The 19,292-nt window shown below is 33.3% G+C and carries 18 protein-coding genes, 1 tRNA gene and 4 pseudogenes; 12 read left to right on the top strand and 11 right to left on the bottom strand.

All coding sequences use genetic code 11. The features are described 5' to 3' along the window. Nucleotides 1-149: 149 nt before the first annotated feature. The 3 genes from DJ93_RS18205 to DJ93_RS18195 form a co-directional block, all read right to left on the bottom strand. Complete coding sequence (locus DJ93_RS18205) at nt 150-722, bottom strand: TetR/AcrR family transcriptional regulator (RefSeq protein ID WP_042982375.1); 573 nt, start codon at nt 720-722, stop codon at nt 150-152. Between the two features lie 339 nt (nt 723-1,061). Continuing rightward, nucleotides 1,062-3,023 (bottom strand): M56 family metallopeptidase, encoded by a 1,962-nt coding sequence (locus DJ93_RS18200; RefSeq protein ID WP_042982374.1) that lies wholly within the window; start codon nt 3,021-3,023, stop codon nt 1,062-1,064. Between the two features lie 5 nt (nt 3,024-3,028). Continuing rightward, nucleotides 3,029-3,427 (bottom strand): BlaI/MecI/CopY family transcriptional regulator, encoded by a 399-nt coding sequence (locus tag DJ93_RS18195; RefSeq protein ID WP_042982373.1) that lies wholly within the window; start codon nt 3,425-3,427, stop codon nt 3,029-3,031. 223 nt (nt 3,428-3,650) lie between these two features. Here DJ93_RS18195 and DJ93_RS18190 point away from each other — a divergent pair, with 223 nt between their 5' ends. Further along, nucleotides 3,651-4,496 (top strand): hypothetical protein, encoded by an 846-nt coding sequence (locus DJ93_RS18190; RefSeq protein WP_042982372.1) that lies wholly within the window; start codon nt 3,651-3,653, stop codon nt 4,494-4,496. A gap of 115 nt (nt 4,497-4,611) precedes the next feature. Here the strand turns inward: DJ93_RS18190 and DJ93_RS33785 are convergent. Beyond that, a pseudogene (locus DJ93_RS33785) lies at nt 4,612-4,768 on the bottom strand (IS3 family transposase); the annotation flags it as partial. Nucleotides 4,769-5,078: 310 nt separating this feature from the next. On the opposite strand from DJ93_RS33785, the gene DJ93_RS29640 reads away from it, so the two are divergent. Both DJ93_RS29640 and DJ93_RS18180 read left to right on the top strand, forming a co-directional pair. After that, nucleotides 5,079-5,864, top strand: a complete 786-nt coding sequence (locus tag DJ93_RS29640) for a MerR family transcriptional regulator (protein WP_052109580.1) — start codon at nt 5,079-5,081, stop codon at nt 5,862-5,864. 59 nt (nt 5,865-5,923) lie between these two features. Beyond that, nucleotides 5,924-6,679 carry an SDR family NAD(P)-dependent oxidoreductase gene (locus tag DJ93_RS18180; protein WP_042982371.1) on the top strand — a complete coding sequence of 252 codons (756 nt, stop codon included), beginning with the start codon at nt 5,924-5,926 and terminating at the stop codon, nt 6,677-6,679. Between the two features lie 319 nt (nt 6,680-6,998). Here DJ93_RS18180 and DJ93_RS18175 read toward each other — a convergent pair. Further along, a pseudogene (locus DJ93_RS18175) lies at nt 6,999-7,862 on the bottom strand (SDR family oxidoreductase). A gap of 329 nt (nt 7,863-8,191) precedes the next feature. Beyond that, on the bottom strand, nt 8,192-8,773 hold the full coding sequence (locus DJ93_RS18170; protein ID WP_042982370.1) for a putative periplasmic lipoprotein: 582 nt from the start codon (nt 8,771-8,773) through the stop codon (nt 8,192-8,194). Nucleotides 8,774-8,942: 169 nt separating this feature from the next. Here DJ93_RS18170 and DJ93_RS30845 point away from each other — a divergent pair. The 3 genes and pseudogenes from DJ93_RS30845 to DJ93_RS18160 form a co-directional block, all read left to right on the top strand. After that, nucleotides 8,943-9,234, top strand: a pseudogene (locus DJ93_RS30845) (transposase); the annotation flags it as partial. A gap of 127 nt (nt 9,235-9,361) precedes the next feature. Beyond that, a complete protein-coding gene (locus DJ93_RS18165; protein WP_042982369.1) occupies nt 9,362-9,559 on the top strand; it encodes a helix-turn-helix transcriptional regulator in 198 nt (65 codons plus the stop codon). Nucleotides 9,560-9,594: 35 nt separating this feature from the next. Further along, nucleotides 9,595-9,990, top strand: coding sequence for a hypothetical protein (locus DJ93_RS18160; RefSeq protein ID WP_042982368.1), 396 nt, complete (start codon nt 9,595-9,597; stop codon nt 9,988-9,990). A 34-nt stretch (nt 9,991-10,024) separates the two neighbouring features. Here DJ93_RS18160 and DJ93_RS18155 read toward each other — a convergent pair whose 3' ends face one another. From DJ93_RS18155 to DJ93_RS18145, 3 genes are all read right to left on the bottom strand, one after another. Further along, nucleotides 10,025-10,645 (bottom strand): hypothetical protein, encoded by a 621-nt coding sequence (locus DJ93_RS18155; protein ID WP_042982366.1) that lies wholly within the window; start codon nt 10,643-10,645, stop codon nt 10,025-10,027. Nucleotides 10,646-10,747: 102 nt separating this feature from the next. Beyond that, entirely contained in the window at nt 10,748-10,978 is a 231-nt protein-coding gene (locus DJ93_RS18150; RefSeq protein WP_042982364.1) for a hypothetical protein, read from the bottom strand. Nucleotides 10,979-10,994: 16 nt separating this feature from the next. Beyond that, nucleotides 10,995-11,579, bottom strand: a complete 585-nt coding sequence (locus DJ93_RS18145) for a sigma-70 family RNA polymerase sigma factor (RefSeq protein WP_042982363.1) — start codon at nt 11,577-11,579, stop codon at nt 10,995-10,997. Nucleotides 11,580-11,860: 281 nt separating this feature from the next. Between DJ93_RS18145 and DJ93_RS18140 the strand changes: the two genes are divergently transcribed. From DJ93_RS18140 to DJ93_RS33780, 5 genes and pseudogenes are all read left to right on the top strand, one after another. Beyond that, complete coding sequence (locus tag DJ93_RS18140) at nt 11,861-12,664, top strand: S8 family peptidase (RefSeq protein ID WP_117287898.1); 804 nt, start codon at nt 11,861-11,863, stop codon at nt 12,662-12,664. Nucleotides 12,665-12,676: 12 nt separating this feature from the next. Then, nucleotides 12,677-12,838 (top strand): YvrJ family protein, encoded by a 162-nt coding sequence (locus tag DJ93_RS18135; RefSeq protein WP_042982361.1) that lies wholly within the window; start codon nt 12,677-12,679, stop codon nt 12,836-12,838. Nucleotides 12,839-12,896: 58 nt separating this feature from the next. Beyond that, nucleotides 12,897-12,968 (top strand) — tRNA-Cys (locus DJ93_RS18130). A gap of 44 nt (nt 12,969-13,012) precedes the next feature. Then, on the top strand, nt 13,013-13,267 hold the full coding sequence (locus tag DJ93_RS18125) for a glutaredoxin family protein (protein ID WP_042982360.1): 255 nt from the start codon (nt 13,013-13,015) through the stop codon (nt 13,265-13,267). 278 nt (nt 13,268-13,545) lie between these two features. Then, nucleotides 13,546-13,725: pseudogene (locus tag DJ93_RS33780) on the top strand (HNH endonuclease); the annotation flags it as partial. A gap of 357 nt (nt 13,726-14,082) precedes the next feature. On the opposite strand, the gene DJ93_RS18110 reads toward DJ93_RS33780, so the two are convergent. Continuing rightward, nucleotides 14,083-16,443, bottom strand: coding sequence for a DUF6359 domain-containing protein (locus DJ93_RS18110; protein ID WP_042982357.1), 2,361 nt, complete (start codon nt 16,441-16,443; stop codon nt 14,083-14,085). Between the two features lie 258 nt (nt 16,444-16,701). Here DJ93_RS18110 and DJ93_RS18105 point away from each other — a divergent pair, with 258 nt between their 5' ends. Then, on the top strand, nt 16,702-18,051 hold the full coding sequence (locus tag DJ93_RS18105; RefSeq protein ID WP_042982356.1) for a DUF4026 domain-containing protein: 1,350 nt from the start codon (nt 16,702-16,704) through the stop codon (nt 18,049-18,051). A gap of 241 nt (nt 18,052-18,292) precedes the next feature. Here the strand turns inward: DJ93_RS18105 and DJ93_RS18100 are convergent, their stop codons facing one another. Continuing rightward, nucleotides 18,293-19,078 (bottom strand): LysM peptidoglycan-binding domain-containing protein, encoded by a 786-nt coding sequence (locus tag DJ93_RS18100; protein WP_042982355.1) that lies wholly within the window; start codon nt 19,076-19,078, stop codon nt 18,293-18,295. Nucleotides 19,079-19,292: the final 214 nt, after the last annotated feature.

Genomic DNA, 19,292 nt, shown 5'->3' with positions numbered 1-19,292 from the left:
GGCTATACTCTGTTCATACATATGCCTTAACCCCAATTTTATACTATGCACATTTTGATCTACTTGATTACTCTATTTAACCACCCCTCACCAAAATTATTGACCGTATTATTCAATTAGTCATTTTTTATAAAAATAAAAGGATTATCTTAATTTGACAATCCTTTTAATAAATAAAGTTCAAATAATTCTGCAATTTTCTCTTTTTCTAATGGTTCATGATTTTTTTCCCAATCGAAAATAAGCGATACATATAGTCGAAGCATAATAAATGCTGTAATTTCCGGATCACACTTACTAATTTCACCTTTTTCAATTGCGATTTCTAAGTAAGATTGAATAACGGATACAATTTCAACATCTACTTGTTGCATTACTTCTTGTACTTCTTTCGTACCCATATCGCGCTCTTCTTGAATTAATTTAATCATGAGCTGATGTTCTTTTCTAAATTCTAAAATGCTATATAATGCTCTATGTACATTTTCAAAAAATGAAACATCTGGACGAATTGCTTCTTTCGCAACTTGCTTCATTTCTGTAATTAGATTAGAAATAATTTCACCGAATAATTCCTCTTTATTTTTGAAAAAAGTATAAATCGTTCCTTTTCCTACATTCGCTAATTTTGCAACTTGATCCATTGTTGTCGCCTTATAACCAAATGCCGAAAAAGATTTTGTTGCAGCTTCAATAATAGAACGTTTTCGATCTACAGCCACATCTCCACCTCCAAAAATGACCAATTGGACAATATAGTCAATCGTACACATTTGATATTACCACAGTCTTCCATGCTATACAAGTTCTCTTTTTTTAATTATTCCCAGTATAAAAATTCCCAGTCAATCCAACATAATACTGTCCTAGTGTACCAGAAAAAATAGTGTGATGAAAAGCTAGAATATATTGGAGATAACATGAATTGTATTCATACTAATTTCTGTATTTCATCCAATTTACTTTGGAATTGAATTCTACTTTTATTTTAAAAGAATCACGATAAAACTCCAAACAACAAGATGGTGTTCTTAAAATAGAAATTTTCAGAACACCGTCTTTTATTTTGACATAGAAAGTAATATTTTCTCCATTTCTTTCTTAGTTAACTCATCATCTATTACCTCTGTGTATTCCCCTTCACTTCTAGTGAAAATATCATTAACTATCACAATTTGATACGCACTATTCTTTCCTCTTTCAGGGATAAACATTTTCATACCTTTTAATTTACTACGACTATCAGAAGGAGACTTAATAAAGAACATTTCATTCCCTTCTAATTCATAATTTTCTAGATTCTCTTTCCAAGGGAGCATGTAATGAAGTGGGTCCTTATTATCCCCATAAAACCTTGATTGATAAATCGTATATCCATATTTCCCCTTCGTATATTCAGATTTAACAACTAATTCTATATCCCTTCCAAAATATGAATCCGCCCATTCTTTCTTCAGTTCATAACCATCAACCGTGTAAGACGGTTTCTTAATGTGAAACTGGACATGATTTTGCGCTTCTTCTACAGTATATGTTAAAGATGCAGCTACCCTATCCTCAAATGGTTTTGTTTTTTTATCAATAACAGTTAACCTTTCCTCGTCAGCTTGTTTCAAACGCTCCCGTATAAATTCCTTTGTATCTCCGTCATAATTCTCAGGTACATTTTTCTTAACCATTGCCTTTTTCTGAATCGCACGAGCTTCCTTAAATAATTGAACATACTGTGCAAATTCTTCTTTTGTCAAACATTTTTCAGCCAAATATAAAAAATCCGTATCTCTTTTATATGATTTTATTGACATGCCCCACTCTCTACTTGCATTTTCTGGTGTACCTAGTATTGTTTCTACAGCATTTTCAAAAGCCGGTTTAGGTTGCTGTTTTTTTTCTATAGCTTGTCCCTTCTGCTTTTCCTCTCCTTCTATTGCACGTGCATTTGATAAGAAGACAGCTGCAACAGCAACTATAGCGATAATTCCAAGTGCAGACCAGCGATATGATTTCCTTTGGAATTTCTTAATCATAAGAATTCTCCTTTTTAATGTTCGTTTATTTCTACTTAAATTAGCTAGATTCGGTGCTTGATAATAACTCGAATAATGTTCTAAAAGAGTAATAATTGTATGCCCATATGCGATTTGTTCCTCTGCATCTATAAAGATAAGTGCAAATGCATCACAGGCTAACTCTTGATCTTCTCGCATACATGAATAGGCATACCAAAGAATCGGATTAAACCAATTTAAAATAATTAAACTATACATAAGCCAATTTACAGCTACATCTCTTCGTTTAATATGAGATAGCTCATGGTAAAAAATATATTGTAGTTGTTTCTCATTTAATACTTTCATATGTCTGCTTGACAATAATACTCTCGGACGAAAGAATCCAAAAACAGTCGGACTTGAGATTTCCCCTGCTAACCGTAATGGAATTTTCTTCTTAATTTCCATTGATTTTTTACAGTTCTCAAAAATCCTAACAATCTTTTCATCCGTGATATTTGGTTGTTTTTTTATGTAAGTATGCAAACGTCTATTCATAATAAAAGTTATCGTTGCTAGAATGATAACTCCAAAAAGCCAAATATATAAAGCGAATTTATAAATGAAAAATGTAGTATCCTTCTCTTTTTTTCCACTATCTATTTGGCTACTCTCCCTCATTACATTTGCTGAGCTATACTCCTCTTTTACAATTACTGTAGGATTCCTTTTCGTTTCTAACGTACTTTCTTGTGTTATCGCAGGATCCGTATTCTTTTGAAAAACCTCAGATACACTAGAACTATATGAAAGAAGAGAATAAATACTGTAAGAACTATCCGGTGACCATGGTAATAGAAGTCTTATCATTAATATGATCCACAGCATATATTGCCATCTAGGTGTTAACTTATTTCTAAATAACACTTTAATACACAAAATGAATCCGACTAATATACTAGCCATAAGTGACGTTTCTATGAGCCAATCAAAAAAATGAGGAAGGTGCATATTTATAAACATATCTATCATTATGATCAACCCTTCCTCTCATTCTCCTCTGTCTTCTCATCCAAAATGCGTTTCAGTTCATTAATATCTTCTGAAGACAATTTTTCTTCTTTTAAGAAATTTACAAGTAACGGCTTAAATGCCGCACCGCAAAAACGCTTTAGTAAAGATTTCGTTTCTACTTGTAAATAACTATCTTGTGATACTAATGGATAATATGCATACATACGCCCTTTATCTTGATGGTAAAAAACGGCTTCCTTTTGTACTAACCGGTTAATTAATGTACGGATTGTTTTCGGCTTCCAGTTCATTGTATCTTCAAGTTCTTCAATAATTTCATTCGCTGTTTGCGGAGAATTCGACCACAGTACTTTCATAATTTCTAATTCTGCTTCAGATATTTTAAGTAATTTATTTGTCATATTGTTTTCCCCCCTCATATTACATTTGTAATCTACTTTTAAGATTACAAATGTAATACTTAATTGTCAACCAAATTTTGTACCTTTTACAATTAAACCTTACCTACCAATATAAAATCCCCTATTTTTTTAATAATCAAATGAAAAAAACAGAAAATCTTTACAATTAATAGTAATATAGAACATAGACATATTTATAAAAATAGTGGAGGCTTTTTCTATCATGATGCGTGCACTTCGTTTAAATATAAAGCAAGCTTTTTGTAATCGTGTTTCTTTAATTATTCTGTTTAGTGGATTAGCTCTTATTTCTATTTATCATTATTATTACGTTATTCGTTATTTAGGAGACGGTCCTAATGAATTTGTAACAACGGCTTTTAAATGGATTGGGTTTCGTGATAATGAAATGGACGTCTATTTATTATTAATGCCTGTTATCGCTACGTTACCATTTAGTACAAGCTATAACTCTGATAAATCGGATGGCTTTAAGCCATTTATAAGTAGAGAAATTTCTATGTTTCCGTATTCGTGTACGAAATATATCGTGACGTTTTTCTGCGGGGGACTTCTCTATACATTTCCGTTTTTGCTTTCCCTATTTTTTTGTAAATTAACGATTCCAAACGGGAATCCAGCATTAACTACTGGTATTATAAACGATAATGGTATGTTTGCATCATTATATTATTCTTCTCCTCTTACTTATATTTCTGTATATATTGGGATTAATTTTTTATTCGCCGGTTTAATGGCTCTTTTAGGCTTAGCGGCATCTGCATGGTCTCAAAAAGATTATATGGCTATCCTATTTCCATTTGCAGTTAGCTCTATTCCCTATATCTTGTTAAATACGATATTCCCTACAGTAGGCGGAGCACCTATTCATTTATATGACCCGAAGCAACCACTACAAGGAATATCCACATACATTTTAACCTTACAGTGTACGGTATTCTTCCTCGTCAGCCTATTCATGTATGTAAAAGGTGTACAAAAGGATAAGAAAAAATATATGAGGAGACTTCAAAAAAGAAGTAGATGTAAAAAAGCAATTCAGCAATGAACATTTTGTATTCTTCCAACTAATGATTCAAATCAAAAAAGAGCATGCCAAATAAACCTAATTAGGTATCATTTTTAAAATGAAGTAACCCCTAAAAGTTAGACGCGTTATTTTATTAGGCAGCTTCTTGGGCATGGGTCCGGTATTGTACGAGGGCTCATGCCTTTTAGTTTTACCTTAATTCTTTTATGATTATAGTAAGCCATATACTTTGCTAGTTTTTGCTTAAAATGTTCTATACTCTTAAATTCCTTTCGATATAGAAATTCGGAAAATGATAAAAAAGATGAACTGGAATATCTTATTGTACTAAAGGACAGGTTAGGTGAATGAGTCCATAGTATGGCTAGACTCTGAATAAAAAAGAAGATGAAAATATCTTGATGAGGCTTTGAAATAAAGGTACGATGTTTATAACAAGGATGAACTGAAACCCATTTGTATATGAATGGGTTTTATTTTTCGTACTGTATTTATTCAGAACGTCTCTTCAAGTGGAAGATCCACGTTTTAATAAATTGAACTTAAATCCTATAATGTATATTATAAATCAAAATAAAATTGATAGTAGGTGATTCATTAGTGAATAATAATTTGCTTCTGATAAAGGATTTTAGCAAGTTGACTGGCTTATCACGAAAAGCTTTGTATCTGTATGATGAACATAATATTTTAAATCCTGCGTTTATTCATCCAAATAATGATTATCGATATTATGATAAAAATCAGTTACTAACCGCTAAACGAATAAATTTGTTAAAACAAGCAGGATTTAGCTTAAATGAAATCAGCAAAATCATCCATAGAAAGTTATCAGATGATGAAATAAATAATTTGATAGAAGAAAAGCTTCAATTGGAAATGAATAAGATAAAAGATGCAAATCAAACAATAAATAAATTGAAAGGCCTGAATCCTGCAATTATGATTTTAAATAATGAAGTCCAAAAAGAGTATTTAGAATCATTGTTCGTATATGAATATGAATTATTACCAAATGAAAATATATGTGTAGCGCTGAATAAACTAGAGGAATTAGTTAGCGGACTTAATGTTAAAAAGAATGAAAAAATCATCAAATATAAACTGATAGATAATAAAATTTACCCTATTCGTATCGCCTTACAATTGGAAAATCACGAATTGAATCAATTGGGAATCACAAGTTATTTTGGTTTTCAAACGCAACAGTTTTTCTATGAAATTGATCCTTATCAAGAAGAATCGGTATTAAAAATAAATGAGATCATGAAAAATAACGAAATAGAATTATCCGAACCATATATTTATGAACGTATACTAAGCCCGGATGATTATCTATATTCCTCCAAACGCCTTTCGGAATTCATTTTTCCGTCTAAGTATTAAGTAATTGACCTTAACCCTTAGGTTAACCCTTATACTCTCTTTAAAAGGAGGTATAATACATGAAAAAAAATGATTATGCATTGGTAACAGGAGCTTCTAGAGGGATAGGAAAGGCAATCGCAATTCAACTTGCAAATGATGGATTCAATTTATTATTACATTATAATCAAAACATTGAAAAAGCTAATCAAGTCAAAGCAGAAATTGAATCAATTGGCAGACAAGCACATGTAATTCAAGGTGATTTCAATTCCAGCGAAGGGATTAAAGAATTTATCGGGAAAATCAAAAAATTGATAATCCAAGATATTAATATATCATTGCATACAATTGTTCACAATGCCGGACATGCTACATCAAATGGATTTGGAGAGGTGAACTATGATGAGTTCGATCGGCTATTTAATGCAAATGTTAAAGCACCATATTTTATCACACAATCTCTAATCGAATTTATCGAATCCAATGGTAGGATAATAAATCTATCATCAGGTGTGACACGTATCGCATTCCCACATATGATGGCATACAGTATGACAAAAGGCGCAATTAATACAATGACATTTACACTAGCAAAGGAATTGGGTGAAAAAGGAATTACGGTTAATTCCATAATGCCTGGAATCATTGATACGGATTCAACTGCTAACTGGCTGCATACAGAAGAAGGTCAAGAAAATGCAAAGAATATGAGCGCTTTAAAAAGAGAGGGTCAACCCGAAGAAATTGCAAATGTTGTTTCATTTCTAGCGAGTGAAAAAGCGAGTTTTATTACTGGGCATAATATGGATGTAACTGGTGGAAGTCATCTGTAATTAGGTAAATGGTTTAACTAGAGACCTGATTCATTTAGAGATTAGAATCATGAATATTAAAGTGTAATAAGCATTAAATAGTCTGTTTAACGGTATTGAACAATAAGATTCAATTAGGCTATTGTATGTTATAGGGTCACGAAATTTTTTAAATTTATATCTATTTACAGAAAAGGACAGATGAAATAATTATCTAGCCGGTTTTCATATAGGGATTCATGGTAATTAATTTGATCAATCTTTTTTATAAAAACATAAATTAATGAAATATGATTAAAGCCTATTTTGAACAAACTTTTTTTCAAAATAGGCTTTTCGTTTATGGAATGACTTTGCGTTTGCGGAAGTCGTCGAAGATGTTCATAAACATCACTTCGGTATCGACGTATTCATGAAAACCTAAGCGACGGGCCTTAGTTCCGTCAGCGAAGAAATCGTAATTCCATGAGAACACGAAATCACCAAATCCCCAGGAAGATACGTCTTTATAGGAATGCTGAGCAAGCCCATGTTTCTCGACCATTTTGTTCCAAAGATGCTCCTTGTCCGCCATGACAACATCTAGGAACATCGGCAACGGAGGCGCCGTCTCCAAGCCGAAGTATTGAGCGATTTTCGGCCATAATTCATTCCAACGGAACAAATCGCCATTCGTGATGTTGAATGCCTGATTAGCACAACGCTCTTCAGTTGCCGCCCATACTGTTGCCTTCGCGAGAAGTCCCGCATCTGTCATCTCCAAGAGGCTATCGTAAGCACCCGGTTTGCCCGGAAACCGCAGCGGAAGTCCAAGCTCCTTCGAAATTGAGGCGTAGATCGCAATAACCATAGCGAGGTTCATTGGATTTCCAATCGAGAAGCCGCAGACTACAGAAGGACGGAGCGCCGACCAAGTCCAAGCCTTACCTTTTTGCCTTTGTTCTAAGAAATCTTGCTGATCAACATTGAACTCGGGCGGCATAGAAGATGTCTGTAACCTCAGTTAAATCACTTAACTTCTCCCGGGTGTCGTCTATATTGAGTAGATCCGCAGCCACATACCGGACACGGCCGACAGATTCTCCGCCTCGACGCGATACGCCGATCACGTCCCAATCAGGGAGAGAATAAGGTTGCGACCGATGACACCATTTGCGCCTACAACCAAGGCAACTTTGCGTGTTGATTGAAATTCATTATTCATAGTGTTTTAGCTCCTTCTATAATCTGCTTTGTTCACTATTATTTTGCATCAAGGAACCACACTCGAGAAGTACGCACTTTGAAGTGACATAAGCACTTTTTGTAATCTAGCAGTGCTCTTAAGACGAATATGTGGAAGAATACTTAGTTTTTTAAAAACTTTATTGATATTTGATTTACGAAAAATAAGTATAGGATTATGTAATTAAACAACTATTTTTTGAACACCGTTCTATTTCTGAACGGTGTTATACATGTTTACACTTAGAAATGAAACAATTTTATTGTCACTACATATGCACAACTTATTTCTCATTATTTTTCCTCTTCTCATTCTACAATCGTTAATTCAAAATTTATATTTTGTGGGTTTGGTTCAAGCTCTTTAATTGTTACTATATTTCCAGGCCTTATTTTTTTATCATTTACCACTTTTATCATTTCAGGTGGTACAGCTCCACCATTATTCTCCTTATTCAAAGGTAACCATTTCACTACGTTATTCGTTACTTCAAGAATTTTATACTTTATTGTGCCATCATATTTTATTTCACCAACAACATCTTTTGTAATAGTCGTTACATACTGATCAATCGCCTTTTTTTCAAATACTACATAATCTCCCACATCAATCATGCCATTCCTTTTGGCACCCTTCAACGATGTTTCAATAATATGGAATTTATTCATTTGTACAGCATTTCCCTTTTTGCTTTGATCCGCATCCTCTAAATAAATTATTTCCTTTTCCATCTTCTTAACTATGTATTCTTTGCCATCAATAACCTTACCAACTTGCTCTTCATTCTGTACCATCTCGGCATTTTTCTCATCTATTTTTGAAGACTGCTTTGCACTACATGCCGCTAATAAAATCATTGCTAATCCTGTTACTACTAATAATTTCTTCACTTTATTTCCCCCCATAACCTTTCTACTATGTATTTCATATTCATTTTACTAGTAATCATAGAAATCATCTCCATTTTTTCTATAACTCCCCTTTTTATACACTATCACAATATAATTAGAATTCTCTGGAGTTAGTATAGTCATATGGACACAACTGAGTTAAGTCCTTGACTTAGGAACACAATATACAAGTCAAGAATTTCAAACCTTACTCGCGTAATTATAAAATAAAGCCCTCTTTCAGTAAAAAAGGGTGTCCGTATGACGACGCTTATATTGAGTCATTTCACGCCATTTTAAAGAAAGAAGAAGTAATATCAAACAAAATATGTCACGTTTGAACAAGCAAATTTAGCACTATTTCAATACATTGAAGGGTTTTATAACTTGGGAGAATCCATAGTAGCATTGGTTATAAAACTCCTCAAGCAATAGAAGATTTGGCTCAAGAAGTAGCTTAGATTTAACTTTTTTGTGTCCAAAATATTGACTCAAATCCAGTAAAAATGTAAAGATTTCTTTATCTTTTGTTTTTAGTGATGTATGATTAATGTAAAGATATATTTACATTTGTGAGGTGTATATTATGTGGTTAAGAATAATATTAAATCCTTAAGAAAAATGAAAAACATTACTCAATTAGAAATGGCTCAGGGACTTCAGGTAACGCGGCAAACTATCCTTACTATTGAAAATCATCGTTACAATCCTAGTTTAGAGTTACCTTTAAAAATATCTAAGTATTTCGAATTAAAGATTGAGGATATCTTTTTTTTAGAAGAGTAAAATTAATAAATTGTATATTATAAGGAGGAACAAATATGCGAAGAGAACTTAAAACATCGTCAATTATCGTTTCGATTATTGCCGTTCTTGTATTAGATTTAATCGTAGCATTAACTGTAAATCCTTTTCCTAGAGAAATAATGTCTGGAAGCGCAATAATGATAATTATTTTATTGTCTTATAATACAAGATCCAGAAAAAAGAATTCACAAGATGATATTCCACTTGAAGATGAACGAACGATTCAATTAAAAAATAAATACAACTTCTCACTATTGTTTTGGTTCATTATAGGTTTATTAATCTTCTCTTGTATTATGCTGATGCTTTTTAAACAAGATACAATTTCTATTAAAGATCTTATTCTGTATTTATGTCTTTCCGTGCTTGGTATATTTGTAATATCAGGGATACTATCTAGAAAAAAATAAAGACCCAGATGATTATCATCTGGGTCTTTATTTTTTATTTAAATGGAGAACAAATTTTTGGACATCCTAGGCTACATGTTGCATATTGCATTGCGATACATAAAGGAGCACAGATAATCTCTCCTGGGCCCGTTTCTAAACAAGCTTCAATACAAGCTCCCATAGTAACTTCAAGTGTTGCACCACAAACATTTGAACAAACCTCTTTGCATAACGCATACAAGTCAATTTGCGCTTTAAGTTCATCGATGTTCTCAGAAGTTTCATGAACTAATTCTCCATCAAAATTTACTGCAAATAATTCTTTTTTATGTTGTTCATTTTCTAAAACTGCGAGTGTTAATGTGAACTCTTCACTTTTAATTTGGCTAATGTTCCCAAGTGCTTTTCCATCTTTAGTAACACTGTAGTTAACTACTTCTGTTGTTACTTTAGCATGATCAGTTGGCAACTCAAACTTTTCAATCAGTGGCGTATCTAAGTTTATTTGGTAATCTTGTTCAGCTAAAGCTGCAACAACCTTATTTAAATCATCTTTTTTTACGTTTTGTTCAATCTTGATATAGTCTGCAGATTGTGGAACAAATTCCTCTCTTTTAATATGTTCGGTATTAATCCCAGCATCTTTTACCATTGTTTTAAAATCAAATCCCATTGGTATGTCTCCCTTCAATATTTATTAAAGATTGAGCTCTCTTAGCCTCATAAAATTAAAGTGGAGATTTGTAGTAAGTTGTAAACTATAAGTTGAACAATTTTATCTGTCTTCATAAAATTGTTCAACGAACTCCCAAAAACCTGGTACCTCTTGTTCCATTAGAATGTTTACTTTATCCCATATTTTAATCTTAAGTTCTTGTTCTAAATCTTCACGTTCTTGAAACGAGGTGTTTCTTAATTTCCTTTTAATAAGTGACGAAAATTCATCGATAATTTCTTCAATAGGCTTTGAATCTATTAATTCATCTTCTTCAAAAATTAACCCCATATATATTCTCCTTTTTTTATGAAATAATCATATTCTTTAACTTTTCAATACTTTTCTGGTGAATATTTGAAATATTTTGTCGTGTCTCTCCTAACTGATTCGCAATTTCTTGCATTGTAAAACCTTTACTATAGATATAATTTAAAATAGTAATTTGTTTTTCGGTTAAGCTGCTCAGTGCATAGTAGAGTCGCTTGTTTACAACATATTCTCTCAAATCTTCAGATGCCTTTAGACATTCATCGCTAACATCGAGTAATAAAGGACCTGGTATGTAATCAACTTTACTAGCAACCTCATTACTTTGATTTAATACAATTGGAGCATCCAGTACTAATTGTATCCTCTCTCTTTCTTTTCGGATTTTTTTATCAAAATCAACTGAAGCTATATTAATTAAGCTGTTTATATATTTAATAATCCTTATTTTTTTATAAAACTTTTTGAATTCTTCATCTAGAATGTTGTGATTATGTTGCGAAGGGTGTTGTAGCGCTTCGATAAAAATTTGGTAGTTTTTCTTTTGCTTTAAGAAAGATGGAATGATAGGTTCGTTAAGTATATCAATATGTTCTAAACAGAATTTTACCTTTTCGTCCATATATATCCCTCCTATTTCATTAAGTGAAGTAAATTGCTACAAAGTAAACTATTAATTCAGAAAAACGCACAAAAGAACATTTGGTCTGACATTATACAATAATTGGTGATTTCTAGTTTCTTTTTTTAAAACTTCTTTCACTTTTTAAAAATAAAAGGAGTGTAACGATGAGTGAATTAGTATTACCACGATTAACTTCAGAATAGCTTTTGGGTGATGTTCATAATATTCCATATGGAGTTAAGATAATAAGGGCACCAGATATATGGGAGCAATCAAGAATGGGTGAAAATATCGTTGTTGCTATTATTGATTCTGGATGTGAAGTGGAACATCCAGATTTAAGAGAAAGAATAATAGGAGGTTATAATTTCACTTTAGATGATGATGGAATTAAAAATGTATATCAGGACTACTTAGGACATGGAACTCATATTGCTGGTATAGTTGGTGCGTCTAATAAGAATATAGGGATTATGGGTGTTGCACCTTTATCTAAATTACTAATTTTAAAAGTTATTAATCAACAAGGGCGTGCAAAGTATGGAGATTTAGTTAAAGCAATTCGTTTTGCAAAAGATTGGATTGGTCCTGATGGCGAAACCGTTGGAGTCATAAATATTTCTTTAGGCGGAAAAAGACATGATATAGAGCTTCATCAATCTATTATTGAGACGTTTCAAAAAGGGATTCTTATAGTAGCATCAGCGGGCAAGTATGGAGATGGTGATGGCAAAACAGATGAGATCTTATATCCAGCATTCTACGATGAAGTTATACAGGTAGGTGCAGTTTCTAGGGATATGTTAGTTATGGATACATCTAATTCTAATAGTAAAATAGATTTTGTCGCTCCAGGGGAGTTAATCTTATCCACATATAAGCACAATACTCATGTAAAATTATCAGGAACTTCAATGGCAGCCCCACACGTAACGGGGGCGATTGCATTGTTATTAAAACTTTTTCAATCAACTGAAAAGGAATTAATTTCATCAGAAGTTTATGAGTATTTATCCAAACACGCAAAGATTTTAGGGAATTCTCCTAGTTTAGAAGGTAAAGGTTTAATCCAATTAGTCTAGGGAGTGTTTGAAATGGATGCTATTACATTTCAATCAATTATTAAAAGCATTAATAATTTAGGGTTTCCAGTTGTAATTGCTATCTATTTACTTGTTCGTTTTGAACGAAAAATAGTGCATCTTACAGAAGCTATCAATAAATTAAGGGATGCTATGAATAAAAAAGGATTATAAAAAATGTGGTTTACAAATCTTTAATTACTTTCACTTCTTTTAATAGAAAGATATACAAGGCAGCATAGCCAAGTGGTTAAGACAAAGGTCTGCAAAACCTGAAACCTCGGTTCGAATCCGAGTGCTGCCTCTTATTCCTAAAGAAAAAAGAAAGAAAGAAAGGAAGGAATAATAATGGAAAAAGAAATTGTTATTTACACAAGTGCTTCTTGTTTGTATTGTCATCAACAAAAAGAGTGGATGGATAAAAACTCCATTAAATATCAAGAAAAAGATATCGGGAAAAATGCTGATTATCACCGTGAGTTAATTGAAGCTAAAGCAATGGGCGTTCCTTATACAGTGATTAAATACCCAAATGGAGAAAATTCAGAAGGGGTAGTGGGATTTAACAAAGAAAGATTAAAAGATTTGTTATTGGAGCAGTGATGATGGATAATCTGAATAACTCACTAAACCAATATAATCAACTGAAAATTGATTTGTTAACTATTGTGAAGTGTATTGATTATTGTTCGCTAGCAGAAAAAGAAATTTATCAAAATTTAGCTTTATCATATAGTAATGAATTAAAAATTCTGCAGAATATACTTGAAAAAGAATATAACATTAAATTCTGCAACTGTTATGAATCGAATTGTAGATAACATAATTTAATAATATGAGACAAAGGAACTTGCTCAAACCCAGAATGTCGTTGCGACCTTACAAAATTAATCAGTCCTCAAAAAAAAACAATTCATATTGACCATATTGTTCCCTTGCAGCTCTTCAGCAGCAATGATACTTCAAATTTTCAATTACTTTGTGAAACTTGCAATACATCTAAAGGAGCAAGGTCAATAGCAACCAGTTCCGTTAACGTCCCTTTTTGGAATTTGGATTAATGCAAATTCCAAAGCGTAGTTTCCCAATTATTAAACTAACGGGTGCTTTTCTTTAATAACAATCATAAGGAATGATCAATCTTTATTCAAAATGGAGTGAATCTATTTGCTGTTGAATAAGGATTACTGGAAACTTTTTAATTAATCTTTATTACAAAGCAACATAATGCATCACTGGACAGGAAACACAGTTCCTGCAAATGCGGATGACATTAAGAAATTGCTACAAAAATATAAAGACTTAGAAGATATTATTTCTTGGTCAGTTATACTGAAAAATTCTAGGAAAATGATAGGAACGTATTGGATTACTGTACCGAAAAAGGAACGCTTAGTATCCCTAAGCGTTCCTTTCATTTAAGAAGCTTTCTTCAAGTCAATTTGAGCAAGAACTGGGTCATGGTCACTTACACGTCCGTGCTCTTTCATAACATTTGAATTTAAATGTACTGGATCTACAATTGTATGTGGTGCAATATTATTTGTTACTAAAATGTGGTCTAGTACTTGTGCGTTTCCGTCATGAATGTACGTATAACGATTTTCTTTCGGTACTGTGTTTAACATATCTTTTAATATTGTTCCTTGTAATGCTTGCAATGGTTTAGAGAATTCAAAGTCATTCATATCCCCAACGACAACGACTGGTGCATTTGCATTCTTTTCTTGAATGCCTTTTACGAAATGATTCACTTCTTGCGCCAACTGAACTCGTTTTTCTTCACTCTTTAATACAAGAGGCTGCACTTTTCCAAACGGAGTTGCATCTCCAAGTTTTGAGTTTAAATGACTTGCAATGACAACAATATTTTGTCCTTGGAATGTAAACTCTGCCGCTAACGGTTTACGCGTACTTTCAAATAACGGATTTTCCTCTCCAATACGAACAACATTTTTATCAAGTAATTTTGGTACTGATGCTAATTTTACGCGTGATGGGTTATAGAAGAAACCGACGCGAATATTCGCTCCTGGTGCTCCCCCGTCCTGGTTATTTTTCGGAGCAACTTCTACATATTCATACTTCGGCCCACGAATTTCTTGTACAGCATCAATAATGCGTTTTGCACTTAAAGAAGCATCTGTTGTACCATCATTAATGGTGCCGTTATTATCTTGCACCTCTTCTACACCGATAATATCTGGCATTTTTAAATTGTATTTAATAGAGTAAGCTAATGCTTTTACTTTTTCATCCGTTGTTTCTTTTTTATTCGCTGAGAAGTTTTCAATATTATATGTAGCAACTGTTAGTTTATCAAGACGTGGCTGGATGTTTGCACCTACTCGCTTAAATCCACCATCCGTTACAGATGGTAATTCAGTCACAGGTGAAATACGATACGCACCGTAGTCATAACCTACCACTCCTGTTATATCTCCAGTAAAAGTATCTCCAGCTTTTGCTACGTAATCACGAGGTACCTTTACAGAAAGAAGCTCTGGGTTTAATTGATTTTCATCTAAAAGAGGTGTTCCATATTGCGTAACAACTTTATTACCACCATTTTCCACTGTTACATATAAATTTCCGTTCTTTTGAGGTCCGATTATTTTCGGTGTTTGCATCGTAACACGCATACCTTCTACACTTTCATAAAAATCAATTGCGTCTTCATTTGGATCAAATAGACCGAATGCATCATTATCAATAATTTGATCGGGAATTTTCACGCCGTTTTCACCAAGTACAACCGCCTCTGGTAACGATTGATTACTTGCGATTACTGATGTGCGGCTTGCTTTAATTTCTGTCGTTGTTAAGTCTGTATCAAAACGGTCCGCATATCCTGGGCCAACGTATTCTTCTACATCCCCATCAACTTGCACAAGATCTCCTACTGCTACATTTGCCTCTTTTTTGTAAACATAAATTCCTTCTGAGGTAGCAGGGTCATTATCTGGCTGCATATCTTGGATGTAAAAACCATTTTTATCGAGCGCCGTTACAACACCTTCTACGTTTCGTATCGTTTTCCCATTGTACGGAGAAATATGTGATTTCCCTTGAATATCATGAATACGAACTTGCTCATTGTTTACGATTGTAAACGAAAATGTAGAAACTCCTGAAGATATAAGTCCATCTTTTTCTGCAATTGCTTTTATTACAGTATTTTCGTTTAGCATGATAGGTTCGTTATAACGAATGCTTTTATTCGTAGGAACAGAACCATCTAACGTATAATAGATTGTTGCGCCTTCTGTATTTGTTGTTAATGTTACTACTGTTCCTTTTGCAATTTCCCCGCCATTTGGAGATGCAACTACATCGCTAACGCGATTTTGTTCTTCCCCTTGAAACTTATAAGCTGTTATTGACTTTAAGCCCGGGCTACTAAAATATAGTTCTAGTGTGCCAGTTAAGCGAACTTTCTTCCCGATATTTTCAGGGTGATCCTTTACATTCACTGCTGCTCTTACGTCATTTTTCGGTAATTGAACAGGCATAATTTTATCTGGATTTGTTTCATTTGGCGAATCAGCAATCGCCACATTTGTATCTTCAAACTTAGCTGGATCTTTCGTGTACTTAGACGGACCTTGCGTATAACCGACAATATACCCTTCCACTATCCCTTTTGTTTTCCCTTGTTGCTTGAACACTTGAATCGCTTCTTGCACCGACATAGAAGTATTTTCTTCTGCCTGTGCTAACGTTCCAGTAAATGAAATCAGTAAGATCAATGATAAAAAGACGCTTACAATTTTCCTCAACTCTCTCTTCCTCCCCTAATTTTATATTCTCCTAGCACGTACTATCATACCAAATCATCGCTAAAAAAAAACTAAATATTCGACAAAATTTACACAAAATTAATCTCATTCAATGATTTCCAAAACTAAGGAATACAACAATAATTTTACAGCTTTCATACCGCAATTTATAATAATGATATACCAATCAGAAAATAACAAATTTTTAGCAGGTTGTAACTTTTAATGAAATGATCATTTAGATGGGAGAGAGATTGTATGGAAGTACAAACGGAAACATATCGTGCAGCAATGAAAGGAACGTTAGAACGTCATTTTTCCGATATGATCGCTATTATACCGATAAAACTTACGATTGATCAGCTAAAACATCGCTTAGAAACCCTTGCTACGACAGTAGATGAGTTGAAAATCATCTATAATGACGAGACAAGCCTTATAGTGGAATTGCATATGGATGAGAGGATCATACCATATGAAATACATATTGATGCAACGAGAGATGCAGAAGAATACAAAATGTATAACAGACAAGATGCCACGATAAGAGATGATATTTTTGAAGATACTTCTCTAGGAACTGAAATTTTCACGCGTACACTTTTTGTTGGTGATGTACTCAGCTGTTTTTACCATCAGTTGCAATTTTTATGGCAGCTTGCACCAGACTTACTATTTGTAATCGACTCGAGTGCAGCAATGAAAGTGCTATCTAGAAAATACATTGAATATTACGTTGAAAATGAATTATTGCCAGACATCCCTGACTTATATATCATTCATTCAGTTTATGAAGACGGTAAAGAAGGCGAGCCTACACAATATTGGTTTCATACGCACGGGCTTTTAAGAGCAGGTGTAACGGAAGTAGAATTAATCATCCCAAATCGTCTTTCCTCTTACTACGGTATTCCCGATCTCTTCCAAACATTTGCTAATAATACAATTGAAAATGGTCATGTCCCAATCAACGAACCTATAATTATAGCACAAAGCCAGCAAGGTACAATCCATACCGTAGCCGTTCCGTGGGAAAAGGGCCTGTCTTATATTGGACAAAAAACGAGTATTACTCGCTTAACCTCAATTGAAGAGGAAGAGGTGAACATACAGCCAATAGATGCAAAAAACTCATTTCTTGGAGGCATGGACGCTCGAGATGAGTATCATCAATCTCCATCTGTTCTCTTGTTTAATTTTAATACTACAGAAGAATACATTGAAAGCTTTTTCAATGTACAAAAAGAAAATACTGGGTTGATGTTCTATAAAACAAATGCTGAAACAGATCGAATGGCTTACAATGCGAAAAACACCTTTGGGTATTTCAGTAACATTTTTCACCTTGAAAAAGCAAATGAGGAGTTTCGTTTCCTTGCTAAATTTGGGATCTCTTACGAAGAAGACAAAAGTGAACACATGTGGTTTGAAATGAAAAATATTACGGAGGACAACATCCACGGATTGCTAATTAACCATCCATACTTTATCGAACATATGACTGAAGGGACTTCCTACAATCTAGATCTCGAGAACTTAACGGAATGGATCATTTATGCAGGAGATGAAGTCATAAAACCAAGCAACTTATATATGTTTTTTGAATAAACAGTTCTCCAAATCCCTAGTACTTGGAGCCTTCAATCATTAGAAATCTTTTCATTAAAACTAATATGTGTAATCTGCTAAGAAAAATGATAGTTTTTCTAAAATGAAAAGCAGGGTCCATATAAAATAAAGAACACATCCCTCCTAATTTAAAGGCTGATGTGTTTTTTATTATGTATTTTCAATTTATTTCTCCCTGAAATATGCTATCAATGTAGAGGTATAAGCAATAATGTTTGCTTTATTGTGCAAATACATGATTTCCAATTGCTGCAACTGTTTGACGAGTTGTAATCCATTTGTCTGTAGCAGTTTTCGGATTGTAAAAATAAAGCCAATCCGAGTTAATCCCTTTAGAAGATATTGCTTCTTTTACTGCCATTCTTGCTTCTGCAGTTGCTGGTTGATTAATTCTTCCATCTGTAACTGGTGTAAATGCATAACCGTTTTTAATAGGCTGATAGACAACATCAGTAATTGAATTTGGGAAATCATTTGAACTAACACGATTTAATACAACTTTAGCTACGGCGACTTTTCCAGAGTATGGTTCTCCCCCGGCCTCTGCAGTCACCAAACGCGCCATTAAATCTATTTCTTGTTCTGAAATGCCTGTATTAATTTTCAGATGTTGTCCTGCATAAATTCGTGCATCATTCATATTATTCATTTGCTGAATGGACTGTATCGATACACCGTATTGTTTCGCTATCGTACTCAACGTGTCTCTGGCTTTCACTTGGTAAACAGCTTGATATGAGCTATTTTGGACTTGTGGCATATGTTCACTTGAGGGTACTGAATCCGGAAGAGTCAAACGTTCTCCAACATAAATTTGATCATTCGTTTTATTATTAATTTGTTTCAGTGTTTGAACAGAGATTCCATATTGATTACTTATATCCCCTAGAGTGTCGTTCTTTTGAACCGTATAAACTGTTGAAGCTTCAGCAAATCCTGGGTTTGATACAATTGTAATCATTGCGGCAGACAGCGGGAGTAATCCCTCTACTTTTTTTAATTTCATCCAAGAAAAACCTCCTGAAAATAATTAATATGTACCTCATTTATTGCTCTTCTATTTATATACTATCAAATTGTAAAATGAGAGTCATGAAATATGCATAGCACCAACACAAACAAAACTCCTTCAATACTGCCAAGGAGTTTTGTGTAAAGCATATTTAAAATGTCTTTTCATATTAGCTATTTTTTCAATGCTCTATACAAAAAAGTATTTT

This window comes from Bacillus clarus, assembly GCF_000746925.1.
In the GTDB taxonomy this organism is placed as follows: domain Bacteria; phylum Bacillota; class Bacilli; order Bacillales; family Bacillaceae_G; genus Bacillus_A; species Bacillus_A clarus.
The sequence above is the reverse complement of the archived record's forward strand: the minus strand, read 5'-3'. Positions and strand labels throughout refer to the sequence as shown.

Excerpts from the sequence above, each read along its gene's own strand:
- DJ93_RS18140 (WP_117287898.1), top strand. The coding sequence starts at position 11,861 with ATGGGTGAAAATATCGTTGTTGCTATTATTGATTCTGGATGTGAAGTG.
- DJ93_RS18150 (WP_042982364.1), bottom strand. The coding sequence starts at position 10,978 with ATGGGGTTAATTTTTGAAGAAGATGAATTAATAGATTCAAAGCCTATT.
- DJ93_RS18125 (WP_042982360.1), top strand. The coding sequence starts at position 13,013 with ATGGAAAAAGAAATTGTTATTTACACAAGTGCTTCTTGTTTGTATTGT.
- DJ93_RS18155 (WP_042982366.1), bottom strand. The coding sequence starts at position 10,645 with ATGGGATTTGATTTTAAAACAATGGTAAAAGATGCTGGGATTAATACC.
- DJ93_RS18180 (WP_042982371.1), top strand. The coding sequence starts at position 5,924 with ATGAAAAAAAATGATTATGCATTGGTAACAGGAGCTTCTAGAGGGATA.
- DJ93_RS18200 (WP_042982374.1), bottom strand. The coding sequence starts at position 3,023 with ATGATAGATATGTTTATAAATATGCACCTTCCTCATTTTTTTGATTGG.
- DJ93_RS18135 (WP_042982361.1), top strand. The coding sequence starts at position 12,677 with ATGGATGCTATTACATTTCAATCAATTATTAAAAGCATTAATAATTTA.
- DJ93_RS18145 (WP_042982363.1), bottom strand. The coding sequence starts at position 11,579 with ATGGACGAAAAGGTAAAATTCTGTTTAGAACATATTGATATACTTAAC.
- DJ93_RS18195 (WP_042982373.1), bottom strand. The coding sequence starts at position 3,427 with ATGACAAATAAATTACTTAAAATATCTGAAGCAGAATTAGAAATTATG.
- DJ93_RS18105 (WP_042982356.1), top strand. The coding sequence starts at position 16,702 with ATGGAAGTACAAACGGAAACATATCGTGCAGCAATGAAAGGAACGTTA.
- DJ93_RS18190 (WP_042982372.1), top strand. The coding sequence starts at position 3,651 with ATGATGCGTGCACTTCGTTTAAATATAAAGCAAGCTTTTTGTAATCGT.
- DJ93_RS18160 (WP_042982368.1), top strand. The coding sequence starts at position 9,595 with ATGCGAAGAGAACTTAAAACATCGTCAATTATCGTTTCGATTATTGCC.
- DJ93_RS18100 (WP_042982355.1), bottom strand. The coding sequence starts at position 19,078 with ATGAAATTAAAAAAAGTAGAGGGATTACTCCCGCTGTCTGCCGCAATG.